We start from the raw sequence: 14,921 nt of genomic DNA on the forward strand, positions 1-14,921 counted from the left end.
GAAAAAGGATGGTCCGGCGCGCGCGCATCGTCAGCCCGCCGACCGCGCAGAAACGCCCAGCTGATAACCCTCGCCACGCACCGTGCGGATCAGATCGCGTCCGCCATGGTCGCCAAGTTTTCGCCGCAGGCGGCTGATGATGGCATCGATCGAACGATCATAGACATCGGCCTCTTCGCCGGCTGTCGCCGACAGAAGCTGGTCGCGATCGACGAGGCGCCCCTTTTGCTGCACCAGAGCGAGCAGGAGACGAAACTCGCCCCGCGTAAGCGCGACTTCTCCGCCATCCGGCGCGGTCAGAAGCCATTGTGATGCATCGAGTTGCCAGCCCGCGAACGCCCAAAGCTCGATGCGGTCGGACTGCGTATCGCGGACCTTGCTGCGGCGCACGAGTCCGCGGATGCGTGCCAGCAGTTCTCGCGGATTGAACGGCTTGGCGAGATAATCGTCGGCGCCGAGTTCGATACCGACATGCGGTCGATGTCGTTGCCCAGAACCGATACCAGAATGACGGGCGGCCGGTCGTGGATCGGCAGCTTGCCAAGCGCCGTAAGCCCGTCTTCGCCGGCCATCATGACGTCGAGAACAATGGCATCGAAATGACTCGATTTGAGATGGGCGTAGAGGTCGGCAGCGCCGGTGCCGGTGGCAACATCGATGCCGTGAGTGCCGAGGAATTCGGCGGTAAGCGAGCGGATCGCGGCATCGTCATCGATGATCAGGACGCGTGTCTTCTGGTCCAACCTCGCGCCTCCGCCGCCTTTCGCTTCATTCCCGTCCTGCCTATCAGAAGGGCAGGCGGGAATGAAGCGCTCGCGGGGAACGAGCTCGAAAAGGTCAGGTAGCAAGGCCGACAGTGGCGGTGGCGGCATATCCATTGGTTATGTCGCCCGTCATCGTCATCGTCATGACCGAGATCTGAGCCGCGCTGTTATCACCGAACACATTGTCGCTTGCGATAGAGGTCGAGCGGAAGTTCGAGAGGCTGGTCGAATAGCCGGTGGCGGTCGAATAGACCGTCGAGCATATATCGGAAGGAAGTGCGAACTGTGAAATCAGCCGCGCATATCGCCCGCTCGTCGCGTTGGTCGCGTTCGAGAACACCTCGAAGTGAATGTGCGGATAGCGCCCGGCATAGCAGCCGGGGAAGATCATCGTGAAGCTGACCTTGCCGTTGGTGTCGGTCACCTGCAGCCCGCGCAAATAGCTTTCGTTCGTCAGGTTGTAGAGCGAATAGTTTCCTCCGCGATCGCAGCACCAGATATAGATGGCATAGCCCGCCAGCGGCGAGCAGCTATTGTTCGCATCGACGAGCGTGATCGTGAATGTCACCGGTACGCCGGGCGCGGTGGCGGTCGAGCCGATGAAGCTCGACCTTATGTCGCTGCGCGTAATACCGGTGACGGTGAGCACATTCGAACTGACTCCCGGCGCCGTGTTCGTGCCGTCCGCAGGGTAAGGTCCATTGGTCTCGCTGGCATAGGCTGTGCACGTCGATGCTGGCGTCGGTGTCGGCGTCGGCGTGGGAGTCGGTGTGGGCGTCGGCGAAGGCGTCGGCGTTACAGTAACCGGAGTGGTCGTGCTGCTGCTGCTGTCGGCGCCACCACCGCCGCAGCCGGCGACAAGGGCCGCTCCGCCGGCCGAGAACATGAGCCCCAGCGCGCGGCGCCGTCCAAGCCGCAATCGCTCAAGCGCCGCCATATCTTCGACGAAACCGCCATCGGGAACGTCATGCTCGTCGAGATATTGTTGTGTCGCCACGGTGAGGCTCCGGCTGTTGAACTCAGCCGCGGCCTATCCCCTCACCCTTGCGCGAATATGCCGCGATGTTGCGAGAATGTGACGGGATCTTGCGGCGGCGTAGAGTTTCACCGCCCGAATGATGTCGAAGATGCAGCATCCAGCGCAGTCGCGCTCGGTCCACTGGATCAAGATTGCCTGGGCCTTGCGTCTGAACCCGCCCTGGCCTGGCCCGACAAGATGGCGCATCGGGCCTGGACTGAGGCTCGAAGGTGACGCTGACCGGCTCTTCCAGGGGTGCCCAACCTGCCCGGCAATGCGTCGAATATGGCGACCGCGGTGGCGAATGGCACGCCAGGCTGAAGGGCTTTGGCTCAGGCTTTCGCGCGTCTGGAAAGAAATGGCTCCCCGGGTAGGATTCGAACCTACGACCGGTCGATTAACAGTCGACTGCTCTACCGCTGAGCTACCGAGGAACACGCCGCCGAGGCGGACAAGGCGGCCCCTTTGCCGCCCGCAGCAGCATTTGGCAATACCTCAAACGATAAATTGTTCCATCGCGATGCGTTCGTCCAATCCCTGGTCGGGATCGAACAGCAAAGTTAGCGGTCTGCTTCGGTCGGACGTGACCAATACCGTCTTCACGTCGCGGATTTCGCGCTGGTCTGCGACGGCGCTGACCGGGCGTTTCGCGGCTTCGCGGACGTTGAAGCGGATGCTGGTCGATTCGGGGACAAGCGCACCACGCCAGCGACGCGGACGGAACGGACTGATCGGCGTCAGCGCGAGCATTGCCGAATCGAGCGGCAGGATGGGACCGTTGGCGCTGAGATTATAAGCTGTCGATCCGGCTGGCGTCGACACAAGTACGCCGTCGCATGCGAGCTCTTCGAGCATCGTCTTTTCGTTGATCATCACCTCGAGCTTTGCGGCCTGGCGCGTTTCGCGGAGAAGCGAAATCTCGTTGATCGCGGGAAGGATATGGCGCTCGCCGCTGATCGTCGTGATGTCGCCCGACAGCGGGTGAATCAGATAGGGCCGCGCCGCCGCAATACGATCGATCAGCCCCTCGACGCGGAATTCGTTCATCAGAAAGCCGATCGTGCCGCGATTCATCCCGAAAACGGGCAGGCTGCGCCGCTGGTCGAGCAGCTGGTGCAGCATGTGCAGCAGAAAGCCGTCGCCGCCCAACGCGATCAGCATGTCGGCCTCGTGCAGTTCGACGAAGTCGTAGAGTGGCCGAAGCTCGGCCTCGGCCTCTTCCGCCGCGGGCGCGTTCGACGCCACCAGCGCGATCTTGCGTTGCATCAGGGTCCCCCTTGGGGCGGCATGTCAGCCGCCCGTTGCACTCATATGACGCGCGACCGCCGGTACGGACTTTCGTTCGATATGAAAGTCATGCGCGCGGGGTTTGCCAGCCAAAGCGGCATCAATCAAGCCATCGACATCGCCGCCCTCGCGCAGCGCCGCGCGCAGGTCGACATGATCATCCTGGCCGAGGCACATATAGATGCGCCCTTCGACGGTCAGGCGGATGCGATTGCAGGTCGAGCAGAAATTGTCGCTGAGCGGAGTGATCAGGCCAAGCGTGACGGGGCTGTCCTCGACTGCGAAATAGCGCGCGGGGCCGCCGGTTGTAGTGTCGACGGGCCAGATCGCCCGTTCGGCGCGGAGCGGTGCGAGGAACTGATGGAGCGGAATATAATGGTCGCTGCGGTCGCCCTCGATTTCGCCCAGCGGCATGGTTTCGATAAGCGTCAGGTCGCAGCCGTTTGCTGCACAATAATCGAGCATCGGCATGAGCTGGTCTTCGTTGAGTTCTGCCAGCGCAACCATGTTGATTTTGACCGCGAGCCCGGCTGCGCGCGCAGCATCGATCCCGCGCAGCGCGACGCGCAGATCGCCGACGCGGGTGATGTGGCGAAACGCATCGACGTCGAGCGTGTCGAGGCTGACATTGATGCGCCGTACCCCGGCCGCGGCCAGCATCGACGCATGCTCGGCGAGGCGCATGCCATTGGTCGTCAGCGTCAACTCGTCGAGCCCGTTCCCGATCAGCGCGCCAAGGCGCATGGCGAGCGTATCGATTCCCCGCCGGACGAGCGGCTCGCCGCCGGTCAGGCGGATGCGGCGGATACCGCGCGCGACGAACCGCTCGGCAAGAGCGCCCATTTCCTCTATGCTGAGCACCGCCGATTTGGGCAGGAACGTCATATCTTCGGCCATGCAATAACGGCAGCGCAGGTCACAGCGGTCGGTCACCGACAGGCGCAAATAGCTGATCCGCCGGCCATGACCGTCGGTCAACAGGGTTGGTGAAGGCGAAATCGCGGTCATCGGCGTGATTGTGATGCAAAAGGGAAGGGCTTGGCAAGCAAAGCCTGTTATGGCGACCTCCATGAATCGCACTATTGACTCGGACGCAGCGAGCGTCCGGCACATTGAATCGCTCCATACGCAAGCCGGCGCCGACATCGGCGTCATCCTGGTGCAGGTCGATCAACTCGCGCGCATCAACAACAGCGCGGGTACCGAAACGGGCGATGCGCTGCTCGAGGAAGTCGCGCGGCGACTGGAGAATTTCGCCGGCGACGAATTCGGCCATGGCTCGCTCGTCGAGCGACTCGACGGCCCCCGCTTTCTGATCGTGCCCGCCATGCCTCTGTCGCTGGGTGCGTTGCGCGCGCAGGAACGCGCGCTGCACGTTGCGCTTGCGGAGCCGATGGTCGGCGATCCCAACGGGCGCCTTGCGATCCGTATCGCCGCAGCGCTGATTACGCGCGATGAAGACATCGCAAACCAGTTGCGCAGTGCCAGCGACCAGCTGGGGCGGCCGGCGTCGGCGCGCGACGGAGCGATGGTCAACGCCGCACTGTCGCGCCATGAAGTCGTCATCCATTATCAGCCGCAATATGACGTCGGTACCGGCGCGATGACCGGCGTCGAGGCGCTGCTGCGCTGGCAGCACCCCGAACTCGGCCTGCTTGGCGCGGGGCCACTGGTCACCGCGGCGCGCGCCGCGCGACTCGAGCCCGAGCTTACCGAACATGCGCACCGCGTCGCGCTTGCCGAAATGGCGAACTGGCCGCCGACGCTTGCGAAACTGCGTGTGTCGCTCAACATCACCGCCGCGGACCTTGGCGATTCGGAATTCGCCGACCGCTTTGCGATGATGACAAAGTGGGCGGGGGTCGATCCCGACCGCATCACGCTCGAACTCACCGAGCAGGCGATGCTCAGCGATCCGGCGAGCGCGGCGGCGCAGCTTGCACAGCTTCGCGCGATCGGCTGCGCAATCGCGATCGACGATTTCGGTACCGGCTATTCCAGCCTGTCGCTGCTCGCGCGGCTGCCGATCGATTATCTGAAGATTGACAGCGGCTTCACGCGGACGATCGACGGCAGCGACCGTGACCGCATCGTCGTGCGTGCAATCGTCGACCTTGCGCGCGCGCTGGGGCTGCTCGTCGTTGCCGAGGGGATCGAGAATGAGCCGCAGCTCGTCCGGCTCAGGGAGCTGGGTGTCGCGACCTGGCAGGGGTTTTTGAAGTCCGGGCCCGTACCTGGCGATCAGCTTTTGGCGTTGATGGAGTAGGGTTCGTCATGGCTTCGCTGCGTTCGCAGTGACGGCCCGTTTCAACCCGCCTGCCGCGCCAGCTTGCCCAAGCCCTTCGACAATTGCAGTGCGCCATTGAGCCGTGCGCCGGTGCTCACCCAGTCGCCGCTGATCGACAGCTTGTTGTCGGGACGAATGCGCGCGCGGCCTTTCAGCCGTTCGACATAGGCGATCAGCCCGCGGACGTTGGCGAATTGTTCGTTGTGGAAGCTGACCAGCGCGCCCTTGGTGCCGACGTCGAGTTTGGCAATGCCGGCGGCCTTGGCGTTCGCCTTGATCTCCATCAGCTGCACCAGGTTCGCGGTTTCGGGCGGGAGCGGACCGAACCGGTCGATCATCTCGGCGGCGAAAGCGTCGAGCGCCGGACGATCTTCGGCATCGTTGAGGCGGCGATACAGCGCCATGCGCAAGGGCAGGTCGGGCACATAGTCTTCGGGAATCAGGATCGGCGCGTCGATGGTGATCGTCGGCGACAGCGCTTCGCGCGGCGGCAACGTGCCCGCGCCTTCGGCCTTGGCGACGAGGATCGCTTCCTCGAGCATCGATTGATAGAGTTCGAAGCCGACTTCGCGGATATGCCCCGACTGTTCGTCGCCGACGAGATTGCCGGCGCCGCGAATGTCGAGATCGTGGCTTGCCAGCTGGAAGCCCGCACCGAGCGTGTCGAGATCGCCGAGCAGCTTGAGCCGCTTTTCGGCGGTGTCCGTGATCGCTCCCTGTTCGGGGGTCGTGAGATAGGCATAGGCGCGCGTCTTCGCGCGTCCGACGCGGCCGCGCAGCTGATATAGCTGCGCAAGGCCAAAGCGGTCGGCGCGGTGGATGATCAGCGTGTTGGCGCTCGGAATATCCAGCCCGCTTTCGACGATCGTCGTCGACAGCAGCACATCATATTTCCGGTCGTAGAAAGCGCTCATCCGGTCCTCGACCTCGGTCGGGGTCATCTGGCCGTGCGCGACGACATATTTGATTTCGGGCACGCGGTTGCGCAGGAATTCCTCGATATCGGGCAGATCCTTGATCCGCGGCACGACGAAGAAGCTTTGGCCGCCTCGGTCGTGTTCGCGCAGCAAAGCCTCGCGCATCACCACCGGATCCCACGGCGCGACATAGGTGCGCACGGCGAGGCGGTCGACCGGCGGTGTCTGGATGACGCTGAGCTCGCGCAGGCCCGACATCGCCATCTGGAGCGTGCGCGGGATCGGCGTCGCGGTCAGCGTCAGGACATGGACGTCGGTCTTGAGCTGTTTCAGCCGTTCCTTGTGGACGACGCCGAAACGCTGTTCTTCGTCGACGATTACAAGGCCGAGATTTTTGAACGCGACCGATTTGGCGATCACCGCGTGGGTGCCGATGACGATATCGATCTGGCCGCTCGCCAACCCGTCGCGCGTCCGCTGCGCTTCGGCTGCGGGAACCAGCCGCGACAGCCTGCCAATGTTGACCGGGAAGCCTTTGAAGCGTTCGACGAAATTGGTGAAATGCTGGCGTGCGAGCAAGGTCGTCGGACACACGAGCGCGACCTGCACTCCGGCCATTGCGGCGACGAAGGCAGCGCGCAGCGCGACCTCGGTCTTGCCGAACCCGACGTCGCCGCAGACGAGGCGGTCCATCGGACGTCCCGACGCCATATCGGCGAGCACATCACCGATCGCGCGGTCCTGGTCGTCGGTTTCCTGATAGGGGAAGCGGTCGGCGAAGGCGGGGTAAGCAGCATCCTGCGCTAGCAATTCGCCCGAACGCAGGGCGCGCTGCGCCGCGGTCGCGAGCAATTCGCCCGCAATCTCCCGGATGCGTTCCTTCATCCGCGCCTTGCGGCGCTGCCAGGCTTCGCCGCCGAGCCTGTCGAGAGCGACGCCTTCGCTCTCGCCGCCGTAGCGCGACAGAACGTCGAGATTTTCAACCGGAACGTAGAGCTTGTCGCCGCCCGCATAAGTCAGCGCGACGCAATCATGCGGGCTCCTGCCGACGGGAATCTGGGTCAGGCCTTCATACCGCCCGATACCGTGGTCAAGATGGACGACGAGGTCGCCGACGCTGAGCGTTGCCAGCTCCGCCAGGAATGCGTCAGCGCTTTTCCTGCGCTTCTGTCTGCGGACGAGCCGTTCGCCGAGGATATCCTGTTCGGTGAGCAGGCTGATGGCGTCGCTGGCGAAGCCATGGTCGAGCGGCAGGACGACCATGGCGGTCGCGCCGCCGGTTTCGGGCGAAGCGGTGCCAAGCGCATCCTGCCAGCTGTCGACGGGCACGAGCGACGTGACGCCATGATCGCGGAGCAGTCCCGACAGGCGTTCGCGCGCACCGCCCGAATAGCTGGCGATGATCGTGCGACGTCCCTTGCGGCGTTCGTCCGACAGATGGTCGGCGACCTTGTCGTAAACGTTAAGATCGGCGGTGCGTTCGGGGGTGAAGTCGCGCGCCGCAAAGGTTTCGAGGTCGATGACAGTCGGTGCAGGCGGGACGTCGAAGGGGGTGATGATGTGGATCGGGCGGGCTGCGGACCCGGCGGTCCATTCGGCCTCGGTCAGATAGAGAGCTTCGGGCTTTAGCGGACGATAGCTGCCTGTGGCGTCCTGCGCGGCGGCGATACGGTTCGCGTGATAATCGGTAATCGCGGCAAAGCGCGTTTCGGCGGTCGCCTCGGTCCGGTGACCGCGCAGTACCGGGGTCGCGGGATCGATATGGTCGAACAGCGTCGCCAGCTTCTCTTCGAACAAAGGCAGCCAGTGATCCATCCCCGCCTGCCGCCGGCCCTCGCTCACCGCCTGATAGAGCGGATCGCCCGTCGCCTGCGCGCCGAAGATTTCGCGGTAGCTGGAGCGGAAGCGTTTGATCGTCGCTTCGTCGAGCAATGTTTCGGCGGCGGGTAACAGTTGCAGCGCGTTGGCAGGGCCGAGGCTGCGCTGGTCGGCGGGATCGAAGCGGCGGATGCTTTCGATCTCGTCGCCGAAGAAATCGACGCGCAGGCCGGTTTCCTCGCCCGCCGGAAACAGGTCGAGGATGCCGCCGCGGACCGCAAACTCGCCTTGGTCGGCGACGGTATCGACACGGCTGAAACCGTTCGAGACCAGCAGCTCGGCGAGTGCGTCGCGATCGATCCGCTGCCCCGCCGCCAGCGTCGTCGCGAGCTGGCGGATGCGGAAGGGCGTGAGGGTGCGCTGGGTGATCGCGGCGACGGTGGTGAGGATCAGCTCACCGCGCTTCGGCGCCACCTGCAGCGCCGACAGCGTCGCGAGCCGGTCGGCGCTGACGCGCATCGACGGCCCCGCGCGGTCATAGGGCAGGCAGTCCCACGCCGGAAAGCGATGGACGATCAGGTCGGGGGCAAAGAAGGGCGCGGCGTCGGCGACCGCCTGCATCGCGCTATCGTCGGTCGCGACATAGACGAGGCGTCTGTCGCTCGCGCGCGCCAGATCGGCGAGCAACAGCGGCAGGAAGCCGTCGGCGGCGCGCGCCAGTGTCAGCGGCGCCGATGCCGATCCGATGGCGGCGAAGATGTCGGCGGCGCGGAGCGTCATGGCAGCGGGATATAATCCAGGCGGCGCATCGCCGCGATCATATCGGGACGGTCGAGATGCGCCGGCGGATGGCCCGTGCCGAGCGCCCACGCCATGATGTCGACATCGTCTTCCTCGACGACGATTTCATACCAGGCAATCTCGTCGTCGCCCCATTCGGCCGAATAACGGTCGAAAAAGCCGCCGATCATATAGTCGGCCTCGCGCGTGCCGCGGTGCCAGGCGCGGAATTTCAGGCGTTTCAGGCGGTCGGTCATCTGTGTCTCTTTCCCTTCTCCCTTGACGGGACAAGGATACGGAGCCTTGCCGCTTTGCGGCTAGGCGAAGTTGGATGAGGGTGTGCGCTCGCATGGCGAGCGCGCGCTTGCTTTGCAAGCGCATACCCCTCAACCGCTGCGACTAACGAGCAAGCGCGTAAGTCTCGCTTCCCTCTCCCGCAAGGGGAGAGGGGAGGTGCAACTTGTCAAAACCCGCGCTAAACAGCGATAATATATGCGACCCGAGATACTCAACCCGCTCTTTGCCGCGCTGACCGACCTGAAGGGTGTCGGGCCGCAGCTTGCCAAGCCGTTGACGCGGCTGGGGCTGGAGCGCGTGGTCGATGTGCTGTTCCATTTGCCGACCGGGCTGATTTCGCGCTTTCCGGTAGAGCGGCTCGACGAGGCGCTTCCGGGGCAGACAATCATCGTCGACCTGACCGCGCAGGATTATCGTTCGGGTCGCAGCCCGCGTGCGCCTTTCAGTGTCGAGGCGTTCGACAAGGCGGGCGATCATGTGCGGCTCGTCTATTTTGGGCGGACCTCGGGACTCGCGCGCAAGCTCTTTCCGCTCGGCGAGCCGCGCCGCGTGTCCGGACGGCTCGATCTTTATGGCGAGATGCGCCAGATCGTGCACCCCGACCAGGTCGTTGCACCGGGCGACGAAGCGGGAATCGCCCTCCATGAACCGGTGTACCCGCTCACCGAAGGGCTGACCAACGCCCGGCTGGCGCAGCTTGGCGCGGTGGCACTCGAACGGCGCCCCGAGCTTGCCGAATGGATCGATGCGCCGCTGCTTGCCAGCCGCGGCTGGCCGGCGTGGCGCGAGGCGATCGAGCGCGCGCATGCGAGTCCGCGCGACGAAGCAGCGCGTGACCGGCTGGCCTATGACGAGATATTCGCGAGTCAGGTCGCGCTGATGCTGATCAGGCAGGGGCTGCGAACCCGGAAGGGCCGGGCGATCGTCGGCGACGGCCGGCTGACCGGCGCGCTCCAGCTGCCGTTCGGCTTGACCGGCGCGCAGGAGCGCGTCGGGCGCGAGATTGCGGGCGACATGGCGCAGGAGACGCCGATGCTGCGGATGCTGCAAGGCGATGTCGGGTCGGGTAAGACGCTGGTTGCCTTGCGCGCGATGCTGGCCGCGGTCGAGGCGGGGACACAGGCGGCCCTGCTGGCCCCGACCGAAATATTGGCGCGCCAGCATTACGCGACGTTGCAGCGCATGCTCGGTGGATTGCCGGTGAACCTCGCGGTGCTGACGGGACGCGACAAGGGCAAGATACGCGAGTCCACATTGATGGGGCTTGCCGACGGCAGCATCGACATTCTCGTCGGCACCCACGCCATCTTTCAGCAGGCGGTGGCATACAGGGATCTGGCGCTCGTCGTCGTCGACGAACAGCATCGCTTCGGCGTCGCGCAGCGGTTGATGCTGACGCAAAAGGCGGCGCGCCCGCCGCATCTTCTCGTGATGACCGCAACGCCGATCCCGCGAACGCTGCAACTTGCCAATCATGGCGAGATGGACGTGTCGCAGATCGACGAGATGCCGCCGGGGCGTACCCCGGTCGACACGCGCGTCGTATCGGTGGACCGGCTCGACGAAGTGATCGATGGGCTCGACCGGCATCTGGCAAGTGGGGCGCAAGCCTATTGGGTCTGCCCGCTCGTTGCCGAGAGCGAGGGGAGCGAGCTGGCCGCGGCCGAGGATCGCGCGGCGTTGCTGCGCGCCCGGCTTGGCGACCATCGCGTCGGGCTCGTCCATGGGCGGATGAAGGGGCCCGAGAAAGATGACGTCATGGCGCGGTTCCAGGCGGCCGAGATCGGCGTCCTCGTCGCGACGACGGTGATCGAGGTGGGGGTCGATGTTCCGGCCGCCAGCCTGATGGTCGTCGAGCATGCGGAGAATTTTGGCCTCGCGCAGCTCCATCAGCTCCGAGGCCGCGTGGGGCGCGGCGCGGCGAAGTCGGTATGCCTGTTGCTGCGGTCGCAGAATCTGTCCGAAACGGCGCGCGAGCGGCTCGCGCTGATGCGCGAGACCAACGACGGATTCGTGATCGCCGAAAAGGATTTGGAGCTACGCGGGGGCGGCGAATTGCTTGGGCTCAAGCAGTCGGGCGACGCCGATTACCGGGTCGCAACTCCCGAGCAGCTGGTGCGGCTGCTTCCGGTCGCGCACGATGATGCGCGGCTGTTCGTCGAGCGTGACGGAGGTATGGATGGCGCGCGAGCCGATGCGGTGCGCCTGTGCCTCTATCTGTTCGAGCGCGATGCGGCAGTGCCGCTGCTGCGGAGTGGATGAGGTAAGGGGACAGTCCTCGACGACGCTGAGGGAACCGGGTCCTAGTTGACGTCGGCCCTTGCGCCCATGGCGCGGATCATCGGCAGATAATCTTCGGCGGCGATCGATTTTTCGAACTGCACACCGGTCTTGCCGCCGAGCGACCAGACCACTTTCGCGGCGGTGCGGCCGATGATCGGCATGCGGAAAACGACGAGGTCGCCGATCTCCAGGCCACGCTCATATCGCATCAGCATACCGTCGGCGCTGATGTTGACGCAGGTGCACATTTCCTGCCGCCCGTCGGGCAGCACGAAGGGCAGGCGGCAATAGACGTCGCTACGCGGCGCTATTCGCTGGTCGAGGCCGACATAATGGGCCTTGTTCGTGTCAATCTTGCGCATACGTCCCGGACCTTTGTGGTTTGACCAATAGCATCGGTAGGAATGCTGAAGAAACCGTAAAGGGCTTTTGGTGACTCAGCGTTTTACGAGCCCGTGTTTCTTTGACCCGAGACTGACCGGAACGTCGCCTGCCGCCGCCTGGATCAGGTGCTGCGGATCGCGGATGACGACGCCGTCGACCTTGACCGCTCCCTCTTCGAGCTTGCGCCGCGCTTCCTTGTTCGACGCCGCGAAGCCGAGCTCGCGCAGCGCATCGACGATCATGATCCCCTCGGCGGGCATGGAGACCGTTGGCAGATCGCCCCCAATCTGTCCCTTTTCAAAGGTTTGCGTCGCGGTCGCGGCAGCGCTCTCGGCGGCTTCGGTACCGCGGCACAGCGCGGTCGCCTCGTTCGCGAGGATCTTTTTCGCTTCGTTGATCTCGGCGCCTTCGAGTGCTTCCAGCCGCGCGATTTCGTCGAGCGGCAGATCGGTGAAGAGCTTGAGGAAGCGCCCGACGTCGCGGTCGTCGCAGTTGCGCCAATATTGCCAATAATCGAAATGGGGCAACTGTCCCATATTGAGCCACACGGCACCTGCCGCGGTTTTACCCATTTTGGCTCCGGCGGCGGTTGCCAGCAGCGGAGTCGTGAGGCCGTACAGGTCTGCACCGTCCATCCGGCGGCCAAGTTCCATGCCGTTGACGATATTCCCCCACTGGTCCGAACCGCCCATCTGCAACCGCACCCCCATGTCTTTCGACAGGTGACGGAAGTCATAGCCTTGCAGGATCATGTAGTTGAATTCGAGGAAGGTCATCGGCTGTTCGCGATCGAGCCGCAGCTTGACCGAATCGAAGGTCAGCATGCGGTTGATCGTGAAGTGCGTGCCGACCTGCTGGAGCAGCTCGATATAGCCGAGCTTGCCGAGCCAGTCCTGGTTGTTGACCATGATCGCGTCGGTCGGGCCATCGCCGAACGTCAGGAAGGGTTCAAAGATCGTGCGGATCGAGGCGATATTCTCTTCGATCGTCGCATCCGACAGCATCTTGCGGCTCTCGTCGCGACCCGTCGGGTCGCCGATGCGCGTGGTGCCGCCGCCCATCAGCACGACGGGCTTGTGTCCCGTCTGTTGCAGACGGCGCAGCATCATGATCTGGACGAGGCTGCCGACGTGCAGCGACGGCGCGGTCGCGTCGAAACCGATATATCCGGGGACGATCTGTTTGGCGGCAAGTGCATCGAGCCCTTCCGCGTCGGTCATCTGATGGATATAGCCTCGCTCATCGAGCAGGCGCAGCAGGTCGGATTTGTAGTTCGTCATGACGGCGCGGCGCTTAGCATGGGGTTTGTGATTTGGATAGCATGCGCAAAGAGCTGGTCTGCCATCCCGACACGCCTGCAAAAGCCGTGAAATCGGTAATTGTCGAAGTCGAACTGTCGTTCGATGACGGCTTTGCGCTGCGCTTTGTCGTGGATGGCCGGATTGGTGCCGTGGTGCTGCCGCAGGGAGACAGCCAACTCGTCATCGCCGACAGCGGCACCGACGAGCTATGGCAAAGTACCTGCTTCGAGGCATTCCTGACCGAGGAAGGCCAGCCCGATTACACCGAGTTCAACTATGCCCCCGACGGACGCTGGGCCTGTTACCAGTTCGACGATTATCGCTCGCTGCTGCGCGCCGACGATCTGGCGCCCTGGTTGATGGAGGTCGAACGCAGCGATGACCGCTATGCGATCCGGATCGAGCCGGGCGTTTTCCCGGACAGCGGATCAAAGCTCGCGCTGTCGGCGGTGATCGAAGAGGTTGACGGCACCAAAAGCTATTGGGCGCTCGCGCATCCACCGGGCAAGCCCGACTTCCATCATCCCGATTGCTTTGCGCTGACGCTTGAGGCACGCGGTCGGGCATGACGACCCTTTTCGGTATCGATCGCCTGCTCGCCGACCCCGCCCTGCGCGGGCCGCTCGAAGGAAAGCGCGTCGCGCTGCTCGCGCACCCTGCCTCGGTCACGGCCGGCCTGACGCACAGCCTCGACGCGCTCGTGGCAGCGGGAATTGACGTCACCGCCGTGTTCGGGCCGCAGCATGGCGTTCGCGGTGACCTTCAGGACAATATGATGGAGTCGCCCGACTTCACCGATCCCGCTTACGGCATGCCGGTGTTTAGCCTGTATGGCGAGGTGCGCCGTCCATCGGGGCAGTCGATGCACACGTTCGACGTGATGCTGGTCGACCTTCAGGATCTGGGCTGCCGCATCTACACCTATGTCACGACCTTGCTCTATGTGCTCGAAGCCGCGGCCGCGCATGGCAAGGCGGTATGGGTGCTCGACCGGCCGAACCCTGCCGGGCGGCCGGTGGAAGGCACGCTGTTGCAGGCCGGCTGGGAGAGCTTTGTCGGCGCCGGGCCGATGGTGATGCGCCACGGGCTGACGATGGGCGAGATGGGGCATTGGTTCATCCGCCACTTCGGCCTCGACGTCGATTATCGCGTGATCGGGATGGAGGGTTGGGATCCGAAGGGCCCCGGCTTCGGCTGGCCGACCGATCGGGTGTGGGTCAACCCCAGCCCCAATGCCGCGAACGTCAACATGGCGCGCGCCTATGCCGGTACGGTGATGGTCGAAGGCGCGACCTTGAGCGAGGGCAGGGGAACGACGCGTCCGCTCGAAATGTTCGGTGCGCCCGATATCGACGCGAAAATGGTGATTGCAGAGATGAAGCGGCTCGCGCCGCAATGGCTCGGCGGCTGCAAGCTGCGCGATATCTGGTTCCAGCCGACCTTTCACAAGCACGCGGGGCTGCTCAATAGCGGTGTCCATATCCACGCCGACGGTCCGTGGTACGACGATGCAGCGTTCCAGCCGTGGCGCGTGCAGGCGCTGGGGTTCAAGGCCGTGCGCTCGCTCTATCCGGAGTATCCGATCTGGCGCGGCAAGGATTTCAAATATGAATATACCGACGACGTGCTCGCGATCGACGTGATCAACGGCGGACCGGGGCTGCGCGAGTGGGTCGACGACGCGGGCGCCGCGGCGGGCGATCTCGACGCGCTGGCGCTGCCCGACGAGGCGGCGTGGCGCGCGGACATTGCGGACCTGCTGATTTACTGAAGAGGGGAATGGCG

Annotated in this window: 13 protein-coding genes and 1 tRNA gene; 4 read left to right on the forward strand and 10 right to left on the reverse strand. The window is 64.4% G+C overall.

All coding sequences use genetic code 11. The features are described 5' to 3' along the window. Window positions 1-30 precede the first annotated feature (30 nt). The 6 genes from ACO055_RS18645 to moaA all read right to left on the reverse strand — a co-directional run bounded on the left by ACO055_RS18645 (window position 31) and on the right by moaA (window position 4,077). Window positions 31-390 carry a winged helix-turn-helix domain-containing protein gene (locus ACO055_RS18645; protein ID WP_422060336.1) on the reverse strand — a complete coding sequence of 120 codons (360 nt, stop codon included), beginning with the start codon at window positions 388-390 and terminating at the stop codon, window positions 31-33. Continuing rightward, window positions 297-878: a response regulator gene (locus ACO055_RS18650; protein WP_422060337.1), complete on the reverse strand. Its 582-nt coding sequence runs from the start codon at window positions 876-878 to the stop codon at window positions 297-299. Before ACO055_RS18650 ends, ACO055_RS18645 begins: the two co-directional genes overlap by 94 nt. Further along, a complete protein-coding gene (locus tag ACO055_RS18655; protein WP_422060338.1) occupies window positions 838-1,761 on the reverse strand; it encodes an intradiol ring-cleavage dioxygenase in 924 nt (307 codons plus the stop codon). The genes ACO055_RS18650 and ACO055_RS18655 overlap by 41 nt, the downstream gene beginning before the upstream one ends. A gap of 380 nt (window positions 1,762-2,141) precedes the next feature. Then, window positions 2,142-2,216: transfer RNA gene (locus ACO055_RS18660), tRNA-Asn, on the reverse strand. 61 nt (window positions 2,217-2,277) lie between these two features. Continuing rightward, complete coding sequence (locus ACO055_RS18665; protein WP_422060339.1) at window positions 2,278-3,048, reverse strand: NAD kinase; 771 nt, start codon at window positions 3,046-3,048, stop codon at window positions 2,278-2,280. A 24-nt stretch (window positions 3,049-3,072) separates the two neighbouring features. Continuing rightward, a complete protein-coding gene (moaA, locus tag ACO055_RS18670; protein ID WP_422060340.1) occupies window positions 3,073-4,077 on the reverse strand; it encodes a GTP 3',8-cyclase MoaA in 1,005 nt (334 codons plus the stop codon). Window positions 4,078-4,138: 61 nt separating this feature from the next. Between moaA and ACO055_RS18675 the strand changes: the two genes are divergently transcribed. Beyond that, window positions 4,139-5,335, forward strand: a complete 1,197-nt coding sequence (locus ACO055_RS18675) for a GGDEF domain-containing phosphodiesterase (RefSeq protein WP_422060341.1) — start codon at window positions 4,139-4,141, stop codon at window positions 5,333-5,335. A 41-nt stretch (window positions 5,336-5,376) separates the two neighbouring features. On the opposite strand, the gene mfd is transcribed toward ACO055_RS18675, so the two are convergent. Next, entirely contained in the window at window positions 5,377-8,871 is a 3,495-nt protein-coding gene (mfd, locus tag ACO055_RS18680; RefSeq protein ID WP_422060343.1) for a transcription-repair coupling factor, read from the reverse strand. Continuing rightward, the gene (locus ACO055_RS18685) at window positions 8,868-9,128 is read right to left on the reverse strand and encodes a succinate dehydrogenase assembly factor 2 (RefSeq protein WP_422060344.1); all 261 of its coding nucleotides are present in this window, start codon (window positions 9,126-9,128) and stop codon (window positions 8,868-8,870) included. The genes mfd and ACO055_RS18685 overlap by 4 nt, the downstream gene beginning before the upstream one ends. 235 nt (window positions 9,129-9,363) lie before the next feature. Between ACO055_RS18685 and recG the strand changes: the two genes are divergently transcribed. After that, window positions 9,364-11,430: an ATP-dependent DNA helicase RecG gene (gene recG, locus ACO055_RS18690; RefSeq protein WP_422060345.1), complete on the forward strand. Its 2,067-nt coding sequence runs from the start codon at window positions 9,364-9,366 to the stop codon at window positions 11,428-11,430. Window positions 11,431-11,471: 41 nt separating this feature from the next. Here recG and ACO055_RS18695 read toward each other — a convergent pair whose 3' ends face one another. Together ACO055_RS18695 and tyrS are read right to left on the reverse strand one after the other, a co-directional pair. Then, window positions 11,472-11,813: a PilZ domain-containing protein gene (locus ACO055_RS18695; RefSeq protein ID WP_422060346.1), complete on the reverse strand. Its 342-nt coding sequence runs from the start codon at window positions 11,811-11,813 to the stop codon at window positions 11,472-11,474. Between the two features lie 75 nt (window positions 11,814-11,888). Then, window positions 11,889-13,115 carry a tyrosine--tRNA ligase gene (gene tyrS, locus ACO055_RS18700; RefSeq protein ID WP_422060347.1) on the reverse strand — a complete coding sequence of 409 codons (1,227 nt, stop codon included), beginning with the start codon at window positions 13,113-13,115 and terminating at the stop codon, window positions 11,889-11,891. A 41-nt stretch (window positions 13,116-13,156) separates the two neighbouring features. Between tyrS and ACO055_RS18705 the strand changes: the two genes are divergently transcribed. Both ACO055_RS18705 and ACO055_RS18710 read left to right on the forward strand, forming a co-directional pair. Continuing rightward, entirely contained in the window at window positions 13,157-13,705 is a 549-nt protein-coding gene (locus tag ACO055_RS18705) for a DOMON-like domain-containing protein (protein ID WP_422060348.1), read from the forward strand. Beyond that, window positions 13,702-14,907 carry an exo-beta-N-acetylmuramidase NamZ family protein gene (locus ACO055_RS18710; protein ID WP_422060349.1) on the forward strand — a complete coding sequence of 402 codons (1,206 nt, stop codon included), beginning with the start codon at window positions 13,702-13,704 and terminating at the stop codon, window positions 14,905-14,907. Before ACO055_RS18705 ends, ACO055_RS18710 begins: the two co-directional genes overlap by 4 nt. Window positions 14,908-14,921: the final 14 nt, after the last annotated feature.

Source organism: Sphingopyxis sp., from assembly GCF_965227415.1.
Classification (GTDB): Bacteria; Pseudomonadota; Alphaproteobacteria; order Sphingomonadales; family Sphingomonadaceae; genus Sphingopyxis.

Coding starts and splice junctions, on each gene's coding strand:
- ACO055_RS18650 (WP_422060337.1), bottom strand. CDS start 878: ATGGATATGCCGCCACCGCCACTGTCGGCCTTGCTACCTGACCTTTTC.
- ACO055_RS18665 (WP_422060339.1), bottom strand. CDS start 3,048: ATGCAACGCAAGATCGCGCTGGTGGCGTCGAACGCGCCCGCGGCGGAA.
- moaA (WP_422060340.1), bottom strand. CDS start 4,077: ATGACCGCGATTTCGCCTTCACCAACCCTGTTGACCGACGGTCATGGC.
- ACO055_RS18675 (WP_422060341.1), top strand. CDS start 4,139: ATGAATCGCACTATTGACTCGGACGCAGCGAGCGTCCGGCACATTGAA.
- mfd (WP_422060343.1), bottom strand. CDS start 8,871: ATGACGCTCCGCGCCGCCGACATCTTCGCCGCCATCGGATCGGCATCG.
- ACO055_RS18685 (WP_422060344.1), bottom strand. CDS start 9,128: ATGACCGACCGCCTGAAACGCCTGAAATTCCGCGCCTGGCACCGCGGC.
- recG (WP_422060345.1), top strand. CDS start 9,364: ATGCGACCCGAGATACTCAACCCGCTCTTTGCCGCGCTGACCGACCTG.
- ACO055_RS18695 (WP_422060346.1), bottom strand. CDS start 11,813: ATGCGCAAGATTGACACGAACAAGGCCCATTATGTCGGCCTCGACCAG.
- tyrS (WP_422060347.1), bottom strand. CDS start 13,115: ATGACGAACTACAAATCCGACCTGCTGCGCCTGCTCGATGAGCGAGGC.
- ACO055_RS18705 (WP_422060348.1), top strand. CDS start 13,157: ATGCGCAAAGAGCTGGTCTGCCATCCCGACACGCCTGCAAAAGCCGTG.
- ACO055_RS18710 (WP_422060349.1), top strand. CDS start 13,702: ATGACGACCCTTTTCGGTATCGATCGCCTGCTCGCCGACCCCGCCCTG.